Source organism: Methylobacterium nonmethylotrophicum, assembly GCF_004745635.1.
Lineage (GTDB): Bacteria > Pseudomonadota > Alphaproteobacteria > Rhizobiales > Beijerinckiaceae > Methylobacterium > Methylobacterium nonmethylotrophicum.
Map to the genome: position 1 here is coordinate 67,598 of NZ_SRLB01000027.1, position 16,899 is coordinate 84,496.

The following is a 16,899-nucleotide window of genomic DNA, read 5'->3' on the forward strand; positions in this document are numbered from 1 at the left end:
GGGGACCAAAGCCCCGTCCCGCTCACCGGCCCCGCGGCCGGAAGGCCACGAGCGTCATGTCGTCCCGCCGCGGCTCCGGCCCGCGATGGGCGGCGAGCGCCGCCTCCAGGGCCGCGACCTGCCCGTCGAGGGGCAGGTCGCGGTGCCGGTCGAGGATCGCGGCCACGCCCTTGTGCCCGAGGAGCCGCCGGGACGCGCCGCCCATCTGGTCGCTGACGCCGTCCGTCATCAGGAAGAAGGTCTGCCCGTCGGAGAGCGGGAGGATGGTGGCGGCGAGCGCCTCCTCCCGCCCGGTGCGCCGGTAGCCGAGGCCGTGGCGCCGGCCCTTGATCCGCGTGACCTCGGTCTCCGTCACGACCGTGAGGGCGAGTCCGGCGCCGGCGAAGTGCAGGCTGCGGGTCGCTCGGTCGAGGATGCAGACGCCGCAATCGAATCCGTCATCCGATCCGGCGGACCCGCCCGTCCCCGGTCCCGGCCCGTCCTGTCCCTTCGTCTCCTGGCGCAGCCGCGCCCGCACCACGCCGTCGAGGGCGGCCAGGATCGCGTCGGGCCGGCGCAGGCCCTGGTCGTGCAGGATCCGGTCGAGGGCCGTCGCCACGATCAGGGTCAGGAAGGCGCCGGGCACGCCGTGGCCGGTGCAGTCCGCCACCACCACCACGCTGAGGCCGTCGATCTCCTCGATCCAGAAATAGTCGCCGCCGACGACGTGCAGCGGCTCCCAGAGCACCGCGGCCTCGAGCCCGGCTCCCCGGAGGGCTTGCGGTCCCGGCAGCACCGCCTGCTGGATGCGGCGGGCGTAGCCCAGGCTCTCCATCACCAGGCCGTTCGCCTCCGCCAGCCGAGCATGGGTACGCTCGAGCTCGGCGAGCAGGTGGCGGGCCTCGTCGCCGCTGCGCAGGCCCTCGACCATCCGGTTGAAGGCCTGCGAGATGTCGGCGATCTCCCGGCTCGGCCGCCGGCTCCCGGCGAGGTCGACGGTGACCCAGTCCTTGCGCTCGACGCGGCCCATGGCCGACAGAAGCCGCGCCAGGGGCGCCAGAACGTGGCGCCGGACCGCGAGCCGCAAGGTGAGCCCGAAGGCCAGCATCAGCGCCAGGCTGGCGGCGAGCACCATCACGAACTGCTTCTCGGCATTGGCCCGCAGGGCCTCGGCCGACAGGACCAGGGTCAGGCTTCCGGCGGGCTGGGCGGCCGGGCCGGCCTCGATCTCCGCCGCGACCTGGATGCGCTCGAAGCTGCGGCCCCGGGGCTCGTCGCCGAGGCGCCCGACCACCGCGCCGGCGGCGTCGCGCAGCACCGCGGAGCGGAAGGCCGGGTCGAGGGCGAGGGCCTGGAGCTGCGGGCCATGGGCATGGGTCCAGCCCGGCCGGGCGAGGGCGCGGGCCGTCATGTCCGCCATCATCTGCGCGCGCTCGCCGTAGAGGCGGATCTGGTCGGCGTAGTTGACCCAGGCGATCACCACCTGGGTCGCCAGCACCACCGCGGCGATCACCGGGAAGAGGCGCAGGAACAGCGCATGGGCGAGGCCGTCGAGGTTGCGGCCGCGGGCGGCGCCCCGCAGGGCGCCCGGGCGCATCGTGTCGGCGCCGCCATCCTGGGTCGTCGGCACCTCGGTGAAGCCGAGATCGGCGAGCGTGTCGCCCCGGCGCAGGGGGCCGGCGCCGCGCAGGGATCCGCCGCGGCGGGAGAGCGGGGCCGGCGCCAGGCTCTCGCCGCTCAAGGCGCGCTCCCGGTGCCGGCGGGCGCCCGGTGCACGCGGTTGCGGCCGCCGCGCTTGGCGGCGTAGAGCGCCGCGTCGGCCCGGCGCATCGCCGCCTCCAGGCTCTCCTCCGGCTCGGCCGCCGCCAGCCCGATGCTGACCGTGATGCCGATCGGCCCGGCCTCGGTGCCGACCGGGCTTCCCGCCACGGCGGCGCGGATGCGCTCGGCGATCATCGCACCGTCCTCGGGTCCGGTCTCGACCAGGAGCACGGCGAATTCCTCGCCCCCGAGCCGCCCGACGGCGTCGAGGGGGCGCAGGGCCCGGCGGCAGGCGGCCACGAAGGCGACCAGCGCCGCGTCGCCGGCGGCGTGGCCGTGGCTGTCGTTGACGAGCTTGAACCGGTCGATGTCGAGCATCAGGAGGCAGGCCGGCCGGTCGCTCCGGCGCGGCCAGTCCCGGGCGCAGACCTCGAGGAAGCGCCGGCGGGCGAGCGCCCCGGTCAGCGGGTCGGTGTCGGCGAGGCGCCGCAGCTCCGCCTCCAGGCGGGCGCTGGTCTCGATCTCGCCCGAGAGGGCGGCGTTGAGCGATTGCAGGTCGCGCTGCTGCTCGGCGAGGCGCTTGTTGGCCTTCTGCAGGTCGGCCTGCATGCGGTCGCTCAGGCGCACCAGCCGGCGCTGCTCGCGGTAGCCGCGGCGATAGGCCTCCGCCAGCACCTTCACGCCGTCCGCTACCGCGGCGAGCTGGGTCAGCATGATCTCGGTCCGGTCGAGGACGGCCTCCTCGTTGTCGAACAGGCTGAACACGTTGCCGGCGCCCGTGTGGCCGGCACCTCTGCGCCCCTCGCCGGCCTTGGGCCCGTGCGCGCCCTCGCGCTCCCCGGGAGGCTCGCCATCCGTCACCGCCGCGCGCTCCGGGGCTGCCCTCGTCGTCATGCCGCCGTCTCCTGGACCATCTCGAACCGGGCATGCGAGAAGTCGGCGGCGAAATCCTCGCCGGCCTCCGCGATGGTGTCGTCGCCTTCCGCGTAGAGCCAGCGGATCGTCACCGGGCGGCCCTCCTGGGCGGCGTCCTCCAGGGGCATGAACAGGTTCATCAAGGCCTTGGCGCTCGACGAGTTGAAGTAGGAGAGGGCCACGTCGAAGGTCAGCGGCGTCGCCCCGTCCTCCAGGTAGGCGCGCAGGGACCGGAGCAGCGGGCCGTAGAAGGCGGCGGCGTCCTCGGGGTAGGATTCGCCGCGCAGGAGCAGGTGCCCGGCGGCGAAGTCGAAATCGACCAGCGGCGAGCGGCTGGTGGCGGGGATCTGGATCCGGTCCATCGTCGCGCGCCTCAGATGAAGGCCTTGAGGCAGAAGAAGCAGCGGTCGTCGCCGCGCGCCTGGAAGTCGTACTCGACCGGGGCGCTGGCGCGCCGGGCGATCTCGATCAGCCCGATGCTGCCGCCGAGGCTGCCCTCGTCGGCGGGCTGGCGCAGCCGCTCGCGGTAGTACTTCCTGAGCTCGTCGCCCGACAGGCCGGCGATGTGGTCGAGCCGGGCCCGCAAGCCCGTGACGTGCTCGCCCGGCACCTCGTTGCCGCAGGCCACGAAGAAGCGCCCGCCCTCGACCCCGACCACGATCAGGCCGGCGCTCACCAGGCCGCCCGCCGGGCTGCCGGGCGGCACCAGCTTGTCGGCGGAGTAGCGGATGATGTTCTGCGCCTGCTCGACGAAGACCGAGAAGACGCGCTTCGACACCGCGGCGTCGGTGGCGCCCTGCTGCATCCGCAGCTTCAGGACCTCGCCGAGGGAGAACAGGACGTTCTCCGAGAGGTCGCCGCCGAACGACAGGATGATCCCGTTGCGCCGGGACGCCTCGTGGAACGCCATGAAGTCCGTTGCGAGCACCGATCTCTCCCGCCTGGGGCCCGCGCTTGGGGCAAGGCCGGCCTCGGGTCTGTCCATCCGAGCCGCCCGAGGTCGTGGCCCGGACGGCATGATAGGATGCCGGGCCTCACCAGACTGTTACTCCTTCGAAAAACAGAAGTCCCTCGCCGATGTGAGGAAAAATTCGCCCGCTCGTCGTGGACAGACGATTTGTCATCCGAAGCATGCTCAAAATCTCTGCGACATGCTTCTTGATTGTGCAGCGACCATCATTTTCGCCACCTGTGTTCGTTCTTGGACAATGGGTCCCGGCTGCAGGAGAGCGCGCCGGCGAATCGGCCGGTCGCGCGAGATCCCGGTGATTCGCCCGGGCGGATCCGCAGGGTTCCCGCGCCGGACGCCCCTTGCGGGCGGCGGATCGGGCGGGCAGCATCCGCCGGGCGGCGGAGCGCGTCCGGGCATGGTCGAGATCAAGCGGCGGCGGTCCTTCGAGGCCGGGCATCGGCTCAAGTTCATGGTGCTCGTCGACGAGACGCCGGAATGCGACCGCGCGGTGCATTTCGCGGTGCGCCGGGCGGCGCGGCTCGGCGCCCGGGTGGTGATGCTGGCGGTGGCCGAGCCGCCCGAGACGATGGAGTGGCTCGGCGTCGGCGACGCGATGCGGGCCGAGGCCGAGGCCGAGACGCAGGTGCGCCTGGAGACCCTCGCGGCGGCGGCGCGCCAGGCCGCCGGGGTCGATCCGGAGCTCGTGGTGCGCACCGGCGAGCGCGCCGACGCGATCCTGCGCCTGATCGAGGAGGACGAGGACATCGCCTTCCTGGTGCTCGGCGCCGCCACCGGCAGCGACGGGCCGGGCCCCCTCGTCTCCTCGATCGCCGGACGCGCCGCAGGCAGCTTCCCGGTGCCGGTGGTGATCGTGCCGGGCGCCCTGAGCGAGGCGGAGATCACGGCGCTCGCCGGTTGACGCGAGAGCGACATCCGGGATGCGGCCTCCATTGAGCTTTGGCGCGTTCGGGTCCACATCTCACCCCGGGCGCGCCCGCCTGCACGGGCGCGCCGTTCCCGGCCGGCCCTTGAACCGGCGCAGAGAACCTGTCGAGGATCACCGATGTTCATCCAGACCGAAGCCACGCCGAACCCCGCCACCCTGAAGTTCCTGCCCGGCAAGGTCGTGCTGCCCGACGGCACCTTCGAGGCGCGGGACGAAGGCGCCGCCGCGCGCTCCCCGCTCGCCCGCGCGCTGTTCGGGGTGCAGGGCGTCTCGGGCGTCTATCTCGGCCACGACTTCATCTCGGTGACCAAGGCCGAGGGCGAGCCCGGCTGGCCGCAGGTCAAGCCCGCGGTGCTCGGCGCCATCATGGAGCACTTCATGTCGGGCGCCCCGGTCCTCGAGGCCGGCCACGCCCCCGAGGAGCCGGCGGAGGAGTTCTACGAGGAGGCCGACGCCGACACCGTCGCGACGATCAAGGACCTGCTCGAGACCCGGGTGCGCCCCGCGGTGGCGGGCGACGGCGGCGACATCACCTTCCGGGGTTTTCGCGATGGCGTCGTGTTCCTGGAGATGAAGGGCGCCTGCTCGGGCTGCCCGTCCTCCACCGCCACCCTGCGCCAGGGCGTGCAGAACCTCTTCCGCCACTTCCTGCCGGACGTGCGCGAGGTCCAGGCCGTCTGACGACCGCTCGCAGCCGTCCGAGCGATCCCCTGACCGCCCCGAAAGGTTTCCTCGCCGGCGCGGGATGATCTAAAGGCTGAATCGAACCGGGCCGCCCTGCACCTGCGGGGCGGTCCGTCTTGTGTTAACCTGTCCGTGCCAGGCTGGGAGAGTAGCGGCAGGCCGAGATGCGGCCCGGCGCGGCCGGCGGCACGGACCCGGCCGCGGCGACGAATCCGCGGACGCGAGAGGGCGGAGCCTGACGGCAGTGCGTATCCTGGCCATCGACACGGCGCTCGAGCGCTGCGCGGCCTGCATCATGGCGGACGACGCGCCCGAGCCCCTGGCCCAGGAGAGCATGGACCTGTCGCGCGGCCACGCCGAGGCGCTCCTGCCCCTCGTCGAGCGGGTGGTGGCCCGGGTCGAGGGCGGGTTCGAGAGCCTGGACCGGGTCGCCGTCACGGTCGGCCCCGGCAGCTATACCGGCCTGCGGGTCGGCCTCTCCGCCGCCCGCGCGGTGGGGCTGGCCTGCGGCATCCCGGTCGTCGGCGTCACCACCCTGTCGGCGCTGCTGGCGCCGCTGCTCGCCGCCGACGAGGATTTCCTCGGCCAGGGCTATCTCCTCGCCGCCGCGATCGATGCCCGCCACGGCCACGTCTATTTCCAGGCCCTGAGCCAGGACGGCGGCATCGCGGTGCCGCCGGTGCTGCTGCCGCTGCCGGAGGCGGTGCGGCTCCTCGGCGGGGGCCCCGCGGCGCTCGCGGGCTCCGCCGCCCCGGCGGTCGCCGCGGCGGCCGCCCCCCAGGGCCTGCGCGCCGTGGTGCCGGAGGGGCATATCGCCCCGCAGATCGCCTGGGTGGCCTCCCTCGGCCTCGTCGCCGACCCGGCCCACGCCCTTGCCCGCCCTCTCTACCTGCGCGGGCCGGACGCCCAGCCGCAGGACCACGCGCGGCTCGCCCGCCGCTGACGGAGCCTCCCCGATGAAGTGGATGCCGTTCCGCTCCCCCCCCGTCGCCCACGTCGCGCCGCTGACCTCGGCCGACCGGGCCGGCGAGCTCGCGGCGCTCCACGCCACCGCCTTCGCGCGGCCCTGGGAGGCGGACGAGTTCGAGCGCATGCTGTGCGAGCGCGGCCACGCCGCCCACGCCCTGATGATCGGCTCGCTTCTCGGCGGCTTCGTGCTCTCGCGCCAGGTGCTCGACGAGGCCGAGATCCTGACCATCGTGCTCGGGCCCGCCTCCCGCGGCGCCGGCCTGAGCCGCCAGCTGCTCTCGGCCCACCTCGCGGCGCTCGCGGCCCAGGGCGTGCGCCGGGTCCATCTCGAGGTCGACGACGGCAACGCCCCGGCGCTCGCCCTCTACCGCCGCCACGGCTTTTCCGAGACCGGCCGGCGGGCGAGCTACTACGCGCGGCCGGACGGCAGCCGCGCCAACGCGATCATGATGCAGGCAGCCGTGGGGTGAGGCGCCGGCGCAAGGCGCGTCGCGGTCCGGCGCCGCCCGGCCTCGCGCTGGCGCCCTGACGCGGTGGACGGCCCCGGCCGGACTTGTTATGCGGCGTCAGGAGCGCGGCCGGGCCGCGCGGCCCGCAATTTCGAGCCCACGCCCGCCGTCCGAACCATGACGCACCTCGTCGCCGGCCTGCGGCTCCTCGTCTACGCCCTGACCTTCGCGCTCCTCGCCGGGCCGCACTGGCTCGCCCTGAAGCTCGGGCGCGGCTCCGCCGCCGGCCGCGCGCCGGTCTGGCTGCATCGGGTCTTCCTGCGCCTGTTCAAGGTGCGGGTCACCGTCCGGGGCGTCCCGCCGGGCGAAGGGGAGGCGGCGCTCGTCCTCGCCAACCACATCTCCTGGCTCGACATCCCGGTCCTCGGCGCCGTCCGGCCGCTCTCCTTCGTGGCGAAGTCCGAGATCGCCGGCTGGCCGGTGATCGGCACGCTCGCCCGGCTCCAGCGCACGGTCTTCATCGACCGGGCGCGCAAGCGCCACACCGCCGTGGTCAATACCGAGATGAGCCGGCGCCTGCGCGACGGGGAGCTGATCGTGCTGTTCGCGGAGGGCACGACCGGCGACGGCAACCGGCTCCTGCCGTTCCGCACCTCCCTCGTCGGCGCCGCCCGCGCCGCGATCACCGAGGGCGGGCTCGACCGGGTGCGGCTGCAGCCGCTCTGCATCGCCTATATACGCCGGCACGGCCTGCCGCTGACCCGGGCCGAGCGCCCGGACATCGCCTGGTACGGCGACATGGAGCTGGCGCCGAGCGTGATGACCTTCCTCGAGCGCGGGCCGATCGACGTCGTGGTGACCTGGGGCGAGCCGATCGTCTTCGCGGCCGGAACCGACCGCAAGGCCGCGACGGCGCTGGCCGAGGCGTCGGTGCGCCGGGCCCTGCAGGAGGCGGTGACCGGCCGCCCGCCGGCCCCCGCCCCGGACGTCCATGCGCCGGAGGAGACCGCGCCCGAGGCGGAGGCGCGGCCCGCCGCCCCGGCGCCGGCTATTCTCATTCCGGCCGCGACGGCCTAAATGAAGAGGCCCGTCCGCGGGCGGGCGGCAGCCCGCCGCGCCGGCGGGCAGCGGCCCGTCGCCGGACGGGCGGTCTCCGATCATCTCCGCACAGGGCCGGTTCGTTGAAGAAAGCGTTCGTCAAATCCTACGGCTGCCAGATGAACGTCTACGACGCGTCGCGCATGGTCGACCTGCTCGGCCGCGAGGGCTTCGTCGAGACCGGCGCCGTGGAGGAGGCCGACGTCGTCGTCCTCAACACCTGCCACATCCGCGAGAAGGCGGCGGAGAAGGTCTATTCCGAGCTCGGCCGCCTGCGGGTTCTGAAGGGCGAGCGGGCGGAGGCCGGCCATGACACCACGGTGGTGGTGGCGGGCTGCGTCGCGCAGGCCGAGGGCCGCGAGATCCTCAACCGCGCGCCGGGCGTCGACGTGGTGGTGGGGCCGCAGAGCTATCACCGCCTGCCGCAGCTGCTCGCCGCCTCCAAGGACGGGCGCGTCGTCGACACCGATTTCCCGGTCGAGGACAAGTTCGACCACCTCCCGGCGCGCCGCACCCCGGGCGTCTCGGCCTTCCTCACCGTGCAGGAGGGCTGCGACAAGTTCTGCGCCTTCTGCGTCGTGCCCTATACCCGCGGCGCCGAGGTCTCGCGGTCGGTCGAGAAGATCGTGGCGGAAGCCGAGCGCCTGGCTCAGGCCGGCGCCCGCGAGCTGACGCTGATCGGCCAGAACGTCAATGCCTTCCACGGCGCCGGCCCGGACGGGCGCGACTGGAGCCTGGGAGAGCTCCTGCATCGCGTCGCCGCGGTGCCGGGCATCGTTCGCCTGCGCTACACCACCAGCCACCCGCGCGACATGGACGAGGCGCTGATCGCGGCCCATCGCGACCTGCCGGCCCTGATGCCCTACCTGCACCTGCCGGTGCAGTCGGGCTCGGACCGGATCCTCCACGCGATGAACCGGAAGCACGACGCCGACACCTACCGGCGCCTGATCGACCGGGTGCGGGCGGCGCGGCCCGACATCGCGCTGTCCTCCGACTTCATCGTCGGCTTCCCGGGCGAGTCTGAGGCCGACCACGCCGAGACGTTGCGGCTGATCGCCGATATCGGCTTTGCCAGCGCCTTCTCGTTCAAGTACAGCCCGCGCCCCGGCACCCCGGCGGCGGAGAGCGCGGACGCGGTGCCGGAGGCGGTCAAGAGCGAGAGGCTCGCCGAGCTGCAGGCGCTGCTCGAGCGCCAGCGCCAGGACTTCAACCATGCCACGGTCGGGCGCGAGGTGCCGGTGCTGATCGAGAAGGCCGGGCGCCATCCGGGCCAGGTCGCCGGCAAGTCGCCCTACCTTCAGGCGGTGCAGATCGAGGCGGACGTCGCGACGATCGGCTCGGTCGTGCCGGTGCGGATCACCCGCGCGGGCTCGAACAGCCTGTTCGGCGAGGCGGTCGGGGCGGCGGTTCCGTCCGTGGCGGCGTGAGGAACGACAGGATGCCACCAGGAGAGGCCCGCGGGCCGAGAGGGCGCGAGCCCACGCGTGAGCCCGCGCGCGAGATCGCCCCGCGGGCGGTCGCGGGCCTGAGCGAGGCGGCCGAGGTCGCGCTCACCTTCGACGACAACCGCCTGGCGAGCCTGGTCTTCGGCCAGTACGACCAGAACGTCGCCCATCTCGAGCGGCGCCTCGGCATCGTGGCGACCGCGCTCGGCAACCACGTCGTGGTCAAGGGCCCGCCCGATTCGACCGAGCGGGCGCGCCGGGTGCTGGAATTGCTCTACGCCCGCGTCCGCGACGGGGGAGGGACGCCGCTCACCCTCGGCGACGTCGACGGGGTGATCCAGGAATCGTCGCTCCAGGGCAACCTCTTCTCGCAGGCCGAGGCGCCGGCGAACGGCGAGCGGCCGTCCTTCGACCAGATCGCGACCCGCCGCCGCGGCGCCGTCAGGGCCCGCAACGCGGCGCAGGACGCCTACATCAAGGCTTTGCGCGCCCACGAGCTCGTCTTCGCGGAAGGTCCCGCCGGCACCGGCAAGACCTGGCTCGCCGTCGGCCACGCCGTCTCGCTCCTCGAGCAGGGCCATGCCGAGCGGCTGATCCTGTCGCGCCCGGCGGTCGAGGCCGGCGAGCGCCTCGGCTTCCTGCCCGGCGACATGCGCGAGAAGGTCGATCCGTATCTCCGACCGATCTACGACGCCCTCTACGACTTCATGGAGGCGCGCCACGTCGACCGCGGCCTGCAGACCGGCATGATCGAGATCGCGCCGCTCGCCTTCATGCGCGGGCGCACGCTCACCAACGCCGTCGTGCTCCTCGACGAGGCGCAGAACACCACCTCGATGCAGATGAAGATGTTCCTGACGCGGCTCGGCGAGAACTCGCGCATGATCATCACCGGCGATCCGAGCCAGATCGACCTGCCGCCGGGCCAGAAATCCGGCCTCGTCGAGGCGGTGCGGATCCTCGACGGCGTCGAGGGCATCGGGCGCGTCACCTTCCGGGACGTCGACGTGGTGCGCCACGACCTCGTGCGCCGGATCGTCACGGCCTACGAGGCGGACGCACAGGAGAACCGTGACGAGCCGCCCCAGCGCCCGACTCCGTCCCGCCGCGGGCCGCTGCCGTGAACGAGGTCAACGAGATCGATGTCGCGATCGAGGATCCGCGCTGGGAGGGCGTCGCGCCCGACCTCGAGGCCTTCGTGGCACGGGCCGTCGAGGCGGCGCTCGCGATCGTTCCGCCCGGCGGACCGATCGAGATCAGCGTCGTGCTGACCGACGATCCCGCCGTCCAGGAGCTGAACCGCGCCTGGCGCGGCAAGGACAAGCCCACCAACGTGCTGTCGTTTCCCAACGAGCAGCCCCATGGCGGCGGCCCGCGCCCGCTCGGCGACGTGGTTCTTGCCTATGACACACTCCTGCGCGAGAGTGGGGAGCAGTCCAAGCCCCTCGGCCACCATCTCGCTCACCTCGTGGTTCATGGCACGCTGCACCTCCTCGGTCACGACCACGAGCTCGGCGACGCCGAGGCCGACGCCATGGAGGCGTTGGAGGTCGCGGCCCTGCGGCGCCTCGGCGTGCCGGACCCGTACGGCGAGACGGCCGGGTGAGCCGCCGACGCCACCACCCCAGACGCGAGAGACATGAGCAACGATCGAAGTCGCAGCGCCGCCGCGACCGCGCAGGCGATCCCGGAGGACGACAGTCCGGGGCGCGAACCCTGGTATGATCGCCTCCTCAACATCTTCCACCTGAAGCCGCGCGACGCCCAGCGCGACGGCCTCTCGGACGCCCTCGCCGAGGTGCAGAACGGCGACCATCCGGTCTCGCCGGTCGAGCAGGCGATGCTCAAGAACGTGCTGAGCCTCCACCGGGTGCGGGTCGACGACGTGATGATCCCCCGGGCCGACGTCGTGGCGGTGTCGATCGACACCGCGCTCGGCGACCTGCTCAAGGTCTTCCGCTCCGCCGGCCATTCCCGCCTGCCGGTCTACGGCGAGAGCCTCGACGACCCGCGCGGCATGGTCCACATCCGCGACTTCGTCGACTACATGGCGAGCCGGGCCGAGGCCGGCGGCGACCGCCTGCCCGACCTCGCCGAGGTGGACCTCACGGCGACGCTCGCCACCACCCGCATCCTGCGCCCGGTCCTGTTCGTGCCGCCCTCGATGCCGGCGATCGACCTGCTCGCCCGGATGCAGGCGAGCCGCACCCACATGGCCCTCGTCATCGACGAGTACGGCGGCACCGACGGCCTGATCTCGATCGAGGACCTGATCGAGGTCGTGGTCGGCGACATCGAGGACGAGCACGACGTCGCCGAGGGCCACCGCGTCCTCAAGGTCGACGGCGAGAGCGAGATCTTCGTCGCCGACGCCCGCGCCAGCCTCGACGACGTCGCCGAGGCGACCGGCGTCGACCTCGTGGCGGCGGTCGGGGAGGCGGCCGAGGAGGTCGATACGCTCGGCGGCCTGATCGTCACCATCGCGGGCCGGGTGCCGGCGCGGGGCGAGGTCATCGCGGTGCCGGGCGACTTCGAGGTCGAGGTGCTGGACGCCGATCCGCGGCGGATCAAGCGCCTGCGCATGCATCGCGGGCTCGCCCGGCTCGAAGGGCCGGAGACGCCGCTCGCCCTTCCGCCCCCCGACAGCGAGGCCGTGCGGGCCGATTCCGCCGCCTGACCTGTGATTCGCGGCGCTCGCGCGCCGCCCCGCGAGCCCGCCCATGCACGACACTCGAACCAGCGGGGCGGCGCTCGCCGCTCCGGCAGCGTCCTTCGGCCTCGCGCCGCTGGCCCACCGCGTCGCCCTCACCGCAGGCTGGACCAGGCTGGCCCTGGCCTGGCTCGCCGGGGCCTGCGGGGCGCTCAGCATGCCACCCTTCGGGTTCCTGCCGGCGCTCTGCGCCGCCCTGGTGCCGGCGGTCTGGCTCCTCGACGGGGCCGCCACCGCCTCCTCGCGCCTCGGCCGGCGGGCCGGCACCGCCCTCGCCGCCGGCCTGATCGGCTGGGCCTGGGGCTTCGGCTACCTCACGGCCGGCCTGTGGTGGCTCGGCGCCGCCTTCCTGGTCGAGGCCGACCAGTTCGCCTACCTGATGCCGCTCGGCGTGCTCGGCCTGCCGGCCATCCTCGGGCTGTTCTACGGCTTCGGGTTCGCCGTCGCCCGTCTGCTCTGGTCGCCGGGTCCCGGCCGCATCGCCGCCCTGGCCTTCGGGATCGGCGCCGCCGAGTGGCTGCGCGGCCACCTGTTCACGGGCTTTCCGTGGAACGCCCTCGGCATGGCGCTCGGCCAGAACCTCTGGCTGATGCAGGCCGCCGCGGTGGTCGGTCTCCACGGCCTGACCGTGGTGGCGGTGCTGGCTTGCGCCGCCCCCGCCACCCTCGCCGATGCGGGTGGCGCGAGGCGGCGGCTCGGGCCCCTGCTCGCCGCGCTCGTCGTCCTCGCGGGCCTCGGGGCGGGGGGAGCCCTGCGGGTCCCGGCGGGGCCGGTGCCGGAGGTGCCCGGCGTGCGGCTGCGCCTCGTCCAGGCCAACATCCCGCAGGACGCCCGCTTCAACCCACGCAACCGCGAGGGGATCCTCGAGCGCTACCTGGGCCTGAGCGACAGCGCCACCGCGCCGGACAGGAGCGGGCTCCAGGAAGTCACCCACCTGATCTGGCCGGAATCCTCGTTTCCGTTCCTGATCCAGCGCGATCCCCAGGCGCTGCGGCGGATCGGCTCCGCCCTGCCGCCCGGCACGGTGCTGGTCACCGGCGCGGCACGGGCCGACGAGCCGCTGCCGGGCGAGCGCCTGCGATTCTACAACTCGATTCTGATGATCGGGCAGGACGGCCTCGTCGGCGGGCGCTACGACAAGCTCCATCTCGTGCCTTTCGGCGAGTACCTGCCGGGGCCGGTCGATCAACTGCTGCGGACGCTCGGCCTCAAGCAGTTCGTGGCGGTACCGGGGGGCTTCACCCCGGGCGAGGGGCAGGAGCGGCCCCCGCTCACCGTGCCGGGCCTGCCGCCGGTGGCGCCCTCGATCTGCTACGAGGCGATCTTCCCGGGGGCCGTGGCGTCGCGCCGGGAGCGTCCGGGCCTCCTCCTCAACGTCACCAACGACGGCTGGTTCGGCGACACGCCGGGCCCACGTCAGCACTTCGCCCAGGCGCGATTGCGGGCGGTGGAGGAAGGTAGTCCTCTGGTGCGGGCCGCCAACACCGGCATCAGCGCGGTCGTTGACCCGTACGGCCGGGTGACCGGCATGTTGTCCGTCGGCACCGAGGGCGTGCTCGACCGCAATTTGCCAAAGAACCTTAGGGAAAGCACGCCGTACGTACGATTCGGCGATGTTTTTTTCATCGTCATGCTTCTAGGGTGCGGGCTGCTGTCCCTCGGCGCGCGCCTTCGCCGCGCGCCGTCCCCGCCCCGCGGAGCGTCGATGTGAAGAAGGCACCGGATCCGGTTGATCGTCATGTCGGGCACCGCGTGCGCGTCCGACGGCTTCTCGTCGGCGTGAGCCAGGAGAAGCTCGGGGACGCCCTCGGCGTGACGTTCCAGCAGATCCAGAAATACGAGAAGGGGACGAACCGGATCAGCGCCAGCCGGCTGCGCCAGATCGCCGACATGCTGGGCGTCCCGGTGAGCTTCTTCTACGAGGGGGCGCCGCGCCAGGACGGCACGCGCAGCGACGATCTCCCGGTCGAGCCCGCCTCCGACACCGCCGCCCTCGACGTGTTCTGGACCAGCCAGGACCTGCAGCTCGTGCGCGCCTTCCAGCGCATCAACGACAACCAGCTGCGCCGCCGGATCATCAGCCTGGTCGAGGCGATCGGTGCCGCCAACCCGGTCGACGGCGCCGGGTGACCGCCTGCCGCCTTGCGGGGTTGCAGCATTCTCGGTCCTCACACCCGCCGCATGGCGGTATGACGCCCTCCGAACGCGCGTGACGCGACGAACCCGCGCGACGCGCGACGGGATCGCGCGGAGCGCGACGAACTCGCGCGAAGCGCGACAGGGAGGGATTGGTGCGGACCATCGAACGGGAGACGGATGCCGGAGCCGCGCGACCGGGGAGGGCGGAGCCGGGCTTCCATCCCGTCCTGATCGGCCTCGGGCTGATGCTGGTCGCCTTCAATCTCAGGCCGGCCCTGTCGAGCGTCGGCCCGCTCCTGCCGGGAATCCGGGCGGAGACCGGGCTGTCGGGCGCGCTCGCGGGCGCCCTCGTCACCTTGCCGGTCCTGTGTCTCGGGGTGTTCGGCCGTCTCGCGCCCGTGCTGGTGCGGCGCCTCGGGCCCGACGCGGGCGTGCTGGCGGGCCTCGTGATGCTGGCCCTCGGCCTCGGCCTGCGCGGGCTCGGCGGGGTGCCGCCGCTGTTCCTCGGCTCGGTGGTCGCCGCCGCGGCGATCGGGATCGTCGGGGTGATCCTGCCCGGCATCGTCAAGCGCGACTTTCCCGACCAGGCCGGGCTGATGACCGGCCTCTACACCGCCCTCCTGTGCCTGGGTGCCGCCGCCGGAGCGGGCTTCACGGTGCCTGTGCGCAACGCCCTCGGGCTCGGCTGGGAGGGCGCCCTGATGCTGTGGGCGGCGCCGGCCCTCGTCGCGGTCGCGGCCTGGCTGCCCTTCGTGCGCGGGCGCCCGCTGCCGTCCGGCGCCGGCACGCGCCCGAGCGGCCGGCTGTGGCGCGACCCGCTGGCCTGGCAGGTCACCGCCTTCATGGGCCTGCAATCGTCGCTCGCCTACATCGTGTTCGGCTGGCTGCCCGCCGCCCTGGCCGACCGGGGCTTCGACATCGTGGCGGCCGGCCTCGTCGCCTCGGTCTCGGCGCTGGCGCAGGGCGTCCTCGCCCTGGTGGTGCCCACGCTGGCGGCGCGCCGGCCGGACCAGCGGCCCTGGGTGGTGCTGGTCACCGGCCTGCCGCTCGTCGGCTTCACCGGGCTGCTGCTCGGGCCGGTGGGACTGGCCTGGGGCTTCGCGCTCCTGCTCGGCCTCGGCCTCGGCGGCTGCTTCGGCCTTGCCCTGACGCTGATCGTCCTGCGGGCCGGCGATCCCCGCGCCGCGGCCGAGCTCTCCGCCATGGCGCAGGGGGTCGGCTATTGCGGGGCCGCCCTCGGTCCGTTCCTGGTCGGGCTTGTGCACGAATGGAGCGGCGGCTGGATCGTGCCGGCGGCGCTCTATGCCGGAATCTGCCTCGCGGCGGCGAGCTTCGGCCTGCTCGCCGCCCGCAACCGGACGGTGCGGACCTGATCCGCCGGGCCCTCGCCGCGGAGCGGGCGAGGGCGGACCGCCGTCAGTTGCTGCGCAGCAGGGCTTCCAGCACCTTGCCGCCGGGCCGGCCGGTCTGCGGCATGCCGAGGCGGCGCTCGATGTCCTTGATCGCCTCGCGGGTCTTGGCGCCGACCCGGCCGTCCGGCTCGCCGACGTCGTAGCCGCGGGCGGCGAGCGCGCTCTGCAGGCTGCGGCGCTCGGCCCGCGACAGCGGCGGGTCGTCGGTCGGCCAGGCGGTCTGGACGCCGCCCTTGCCGCGCAGGCGGTCGGACAGCACCGCGATGGCGAGGCCGTAGGACTCGGCGGCGTTGTAGGAATAGATCGCGTCGAAGTTCCTGGTCACCAGGAAGGCCGGCCCGTTCGCGCCGGCCGGCGCCAGGATGCCGACCGGCCCCTCGCCCGAGAGCGGCCGCCCGTCGATCCGGGTCACCCCGAGGGAGGCCCAGTGCGCCACCGGCTTCTTGTTCTTGCGCCCGGCCGCCGACACGTTGAAGCCGGAGGGCAGCCGCACCTCGTAGCCCCAGGGCTGGCCGTTGTGCCACTTGGCGGCGCGCAGGAAGTTGGCGGTGGAGCCGACCGCGTCCGGCACCGAATCGACCACGTCGCGCCGCCCGTCGCCGTCGAGGTCGACGGCGAGGCGGTGATAGGTGGTCGGCATGAACTGGGTCTGCCCGAAGGCGCCGGCCCAGGACCCGGTCAGGCGCTCGGGCGCGATGTCGCCCCGGTCGATGATCTTGAGGGTGGCGATCAATTCGCCCTTGAAGAAGTCGCGCCGCCGCGTGCCGCCGCAGGCGAGCGTGGCCAGCGACTGCACCAGCGGCATCTTGCCGAGGTTCTTGCCGAAATTCGACTCGACGCCCCACACGGCCGCGATCGTGTAGCGGTCGACGCCGTAGCGTGCCTCGGCCTGGGCGAGGGCGTTCCCGTGTTGCCGCATGGCGGCGCGGCCGTCCTCGACCCGCTCGTCGTCGACGAGGGCGGCCATGTAGTCCCAGATCGGCGTCTTGAACTCGGGCTGGGCCTGGGACAGCTCGATCACCTTGTCGTCGAAGCTGATCCCGGCCGTGGCGGCCTGGAACGCCGCCGGCGACACGCCGGCCGCCGCCGCCTCCTGGCCGATGCCGGCGAGGCAGGAGCGGAAATCCGCCAGCGCCGCCTGCGGCAGGCCGATCCCGGCGAGGCAGAGCAGGGTGGCGGCCTGAAGGGTCGCGCGCGGCGTCATGTGCAGAGGTCTCTCCCGTTTGCCCGATCCTGAGCCCCGAATGGGGCGTCATCAGGGTTAAGAAAGTCCTGATGGAATCGGGGACGGGCGGACGCTTCGCCGCGGCGAAGCGCCCGCAGGCACCGGGGGATGATGGGTCGCCGGTGGCCGTGTCACAGCCTGTTTGACGTGTCTGGACAATTTTTCCCACCCTCGACCTCATCCTGAGGTGTCAGTCGATTGAAGATCGACTG

The 16,899-nt window shown here is 73.4% G+C and carries 17 protein-coding genes; 12 read left to right on the plus strand and 5 right to left on the minus strand.

The window, feature by feature from the left end; all coding sequences use genetic code 11:
- Positions 1-22: 22 nt before the first annotated feature.
- From EU555_RS27335 to EU555_RS27350, 4 genes are read right to left on the minus strand one after another with little or no spacing between them, the layout of a single operon-like run.
- Positions 23-1,720 (minus strand): SpoIIE family protein phosphatase, encoded by a 1,698-nt coding sequence (locus EU555_RS27335; protein WP_205821005.1) that lies wholly within the window; start codon positions 1,718-1,720, stop codon positions 23-25.
- Complete coding sequence (locus EU555_RS27340) at positions 1,717-2,634, minus strand: GGDEF domain-containing protein (RefSeq protein WP_135418542.1); 918 nt, start codon at positions 2,632-2,634, stop codon at positions 1,717-1,719. Before EU555_RS27340 ends, EU555_RS27335 begins: the two co-directional genes overlap by 4 nt.
- The gene (locus tag EU555_RS27345; protein WP_135418543.1) at positions 2,631-3,017 is read right to left on the minus strand and encodes a DUF1987 domain-containing protein; all 387 of its coding nucleotides are present in this window, start codon (positions 3,015-3,017) and stop codon (positions 2,631-2,633) included. The genes EU555_RS27340 and EU555_RS27345 overlap by 4 nt, the downstream gene beginning before the upstream one ends.
- 11 nt (positions 3,018-3,028) lie before the next feature.
- The gene (locus tag EU555_RS27350) at positions 3,029-3,583 is read right to left on the minus strand and encodes a SiaB family protein kinase (protein ID WP_135418544.1); all 555 of its coding nucleotides are present in this window, start codon (positions 3,581-3,583) and stop codon (positions 3,029-3,031) included.
- A gap of 439 nt (positions 3,584-4,022) precedes the next feature.
- On the opposite strand from EU555_RS27350, the gene EU555_RS27355 reads away from it, so the two are divergent.
- The 12 genes from EU555_RS27355 (at position 4,023) to EU555_RS27410 (ending at position 15,423) form a co-directional block, all read left to right on the plus strand.
- Complete coding sequence (locus tag EU555_RS27355) at positions 4,023-4,526, plus strand: universal stress protein (protein WP_135418545.1); 504 nt, start codon at positions 4,023-4,025, stop codon at positions 4,524-4,526.
- A 144-nt stretch (positions 4,527-4,670) separates the two neighbouring features.
- A complete protein-coding gene (locus tag EU555_RS27360) occupies positions 4,671-5,234 on the plus strand; it encodes a NifU family protein (RefSeq protein ID WP_135418546.1) in 564 nt (187 codons plus the stop codon).
- Positions 5,235-5,481: 247 nt separating this feature from the next.
- Complete coding sequence (tsaB, locus tag EU555_RS27365; RefSeq protein ID WP_135418547.1) at positions 5,482-6,180, plus strand: tRNA (adenosine(37)-N6)-threonylcarbamoyltransferase complex dimerization subunit type 1 TsaB; 699 nt, start codon at positions 5,482-5,484, stop codon at positions 6,178-6,180.
- 13 nt (positions 6,181-6,193) lie between these two features.
- Positions 6,194-6,676 carry a GNAT family N-acetyltransferase gene (locus tag EU555_RS27370; protein WP_135418548.1) on the plus strand — a complete coding sequence of 161 codons (483 nt, stop codon included), beginning with the start codon at positions 6,194-6,196 and terminating at the stop codon, positions 6,674-6,676.
- A 156-nt stretch (positions 6,677-6,832) separates the two neighbouring features.
- Positions 6,833-7,732, plus strand: coding sequence for a lysophospholipid acyltransferase family protein (locus tag EU555_RS27375; protein WP_135418549.1), 900 nt, complete (start codon positions 6,833-6,835; stop codon positions 7,730-7,732).
- A 104-nt stretch (positions 7,733-7,836) separates the two neighbouring features.
- Positions 7,837-9,183: a tRNA (N6-isopentenyl adenosine(37)-C2)-methylthiotransferase MiaB gene (miaB, locus tag EU555_RS27380; protein WP_135418550.1), complete on the plus strand. Its 1,347-nt coding sequence runs from the start codon at positions 7,837-7,839 to the stop codon at positions 9,181-9,183.
- Positions 9,184-9,194: 11 nt separating this feature from the next.
- Positions 9,195-10,325 carry a PhoH family protein gene (locus tag EU555_RS27385; protein WP_135418551.1) on the plus strand — a complete coding sequence of 377 codons (1,131 nt, stop codon included), beginning with the start codon at positions 9,195-9,197 and terminating at the stop codon, positions 10,323-10,325.
- Positions 10,322-10,807 (plus strand): rRNA maturation RNase YbeY, encoded by a 486-nt coding sequence (gene ybeY / locus EU555_RS27390; RefSeq protein ID WP_135418552.1) that lies wholly within the window; start codon positions 10,322-10,324, stop codon positions 10,805-10,807. Before EU555_RS27385 ends, ybeY begins: the two co-directional genes overlap by 4 nt.
- 33 nt (positions 10,808-10,840) lie before the next feature.
- Positions 10,841-11,878: a hemolysin family protein gene (locus EU555_RS27395; protein WP_135418553.1), complete on the plus strand. Its 1,038-nt coding sequence runs from the start codon at positions 10,841-10,843 to the stop codon at positions 11,876-11,878.
- Between the two features lie 43 nt (positions 11,879-11,921).
- Positions 11,922-13,622, plus strand: coding sequence for an apolipoprotein N-acyltransferase (lnt, locus tag EU555_RS27400; protein WP_135418554.1), 1,701 nt, complete (start codon positions 11,922-11,924; stop codon positions 13,620-13,622).
- Positions 13,619-14,041, plus strand: coding sequence for a helix-turn-helix domain-containing protein (locus EU555_RS27405; protein WP_135418555.1), 423 nt, complete (start codon positions 13,619-13,621; stop codon positions 14,039-14,041). The genes lnt and EU555_RS27405 overlap by 4 nt, the downstream gene beginning before the upstream one ends.
- A gap of 161 nt (positions 14,042-14,202) precedes the next feature.
- Positions 14,203-15,423 (plus strand): CynX/NimT family MFS transporter, encoded by a 1,221-nt coding sequence (locus EU555_RS27410; RefSeq protein WP_342636499.1) that lies wholly within the window; start codon positions 14,203-14,205, stop codon positions 15,421-15,423.
- A gap of 43 nt (positions 15,424-15,466) precedes the next feature.
- Here EU555_RS27410 and EU555_RS27415 read toward each other — a convergent pair whose 3' ends face one another.
- Positions 15,467-16,666 carry a lytic murein transglycosylase gene (locus tag EU555_RS27415; RefSeq protein WP_135418556.1) on the minus strand — a complete coding sequence of 400 codons (1,200 nt, stop codon included), beginning with the start codon at positions 16,664-16,666 and terminating at the stop codon, positions 15,467-15,469.
- Between the last annotated feature and the right edge of the window lie 233 nt (positions 16,667-16,899).

What these genes read in the sequence shown, in the direction of transcription:
- EU555_RS27375 (WP_135418549.1), top strand. Translation starts at nt 6,833, where the DNA reads ATGACGCACCTCGTCGCCGGCCTGCGGCTCCTCGTCTACGCCCTGACC.
- EU555_RS27395 (WP_135418553.1), top strand. Translation starts at nt 10,841, where the DNA reads ATGAGCAACGATCGAAGTCGCAGCGCCGCCGCGACCGCGCAGGCGATC.
- EU555_RS27415 (WP_135418556.1), bottom strand. Translation starts at nt 16,666, where the DNA reads ATGACGCCGCGCGCGACCCTTCAGGCCGCCACCCTGCTCTGCCTCGCC.
- EU555_RS27385 (WP_135418551.1), top strand. Translation starts at nt 9,195, where the DNA reads ATGCCACCAGGAGAGGCCCGCGGGCCGAGAGGGCGCGAGCCCACGCGT.
- EU555_RS27370 (WP_135418548.1), top strand. Translation starts at nt 6,194, where the DNA reads ATGAAGTGGATGCCGTTCCGCTCCCCCCCCGTCGCCCACGTCGCGCCG.
- EU555_RS27355 (WP_135418545.1), top strand. Translation starts at nt 4,023, where the DNA reads ATGGTCGAGATCAAGCGGCGGCGGTCCTTCGAGGCCGGGCATCGGCTC.
- EU555_RS27360 (WP_135418546.1), top strand. Translation starts at nt 4,671, where the DNA reads ATGTTCATCCAGACCGAAGCCACGCCGAACCCCGCCACCCTGAAGTTC.
- EU555_RS27345 (WP_135418543.1), bottom strand. Translation starts at nt 3,017, where the DNA reads ATGGACCGGATCCAGATCCCCGCCACCAGCCGCTCGCCGCTGGTCGAT.
- EU555_RS27340 (WP_135418542.1), bottom strand. Translation starts at nt 2,634, where the DNA reads ATGACGACGAGGGCAGCCCCGGAGCGCGCGGCGGTGACGGATGGCGAG.
- lnt (WP_135418554.1), top strand. Translation starts at nt 11,922, where the DNA reads ATGCACGACACTCGAACCAGCGGGGCGGCGCTCGCCGCTCCGGCAGCG.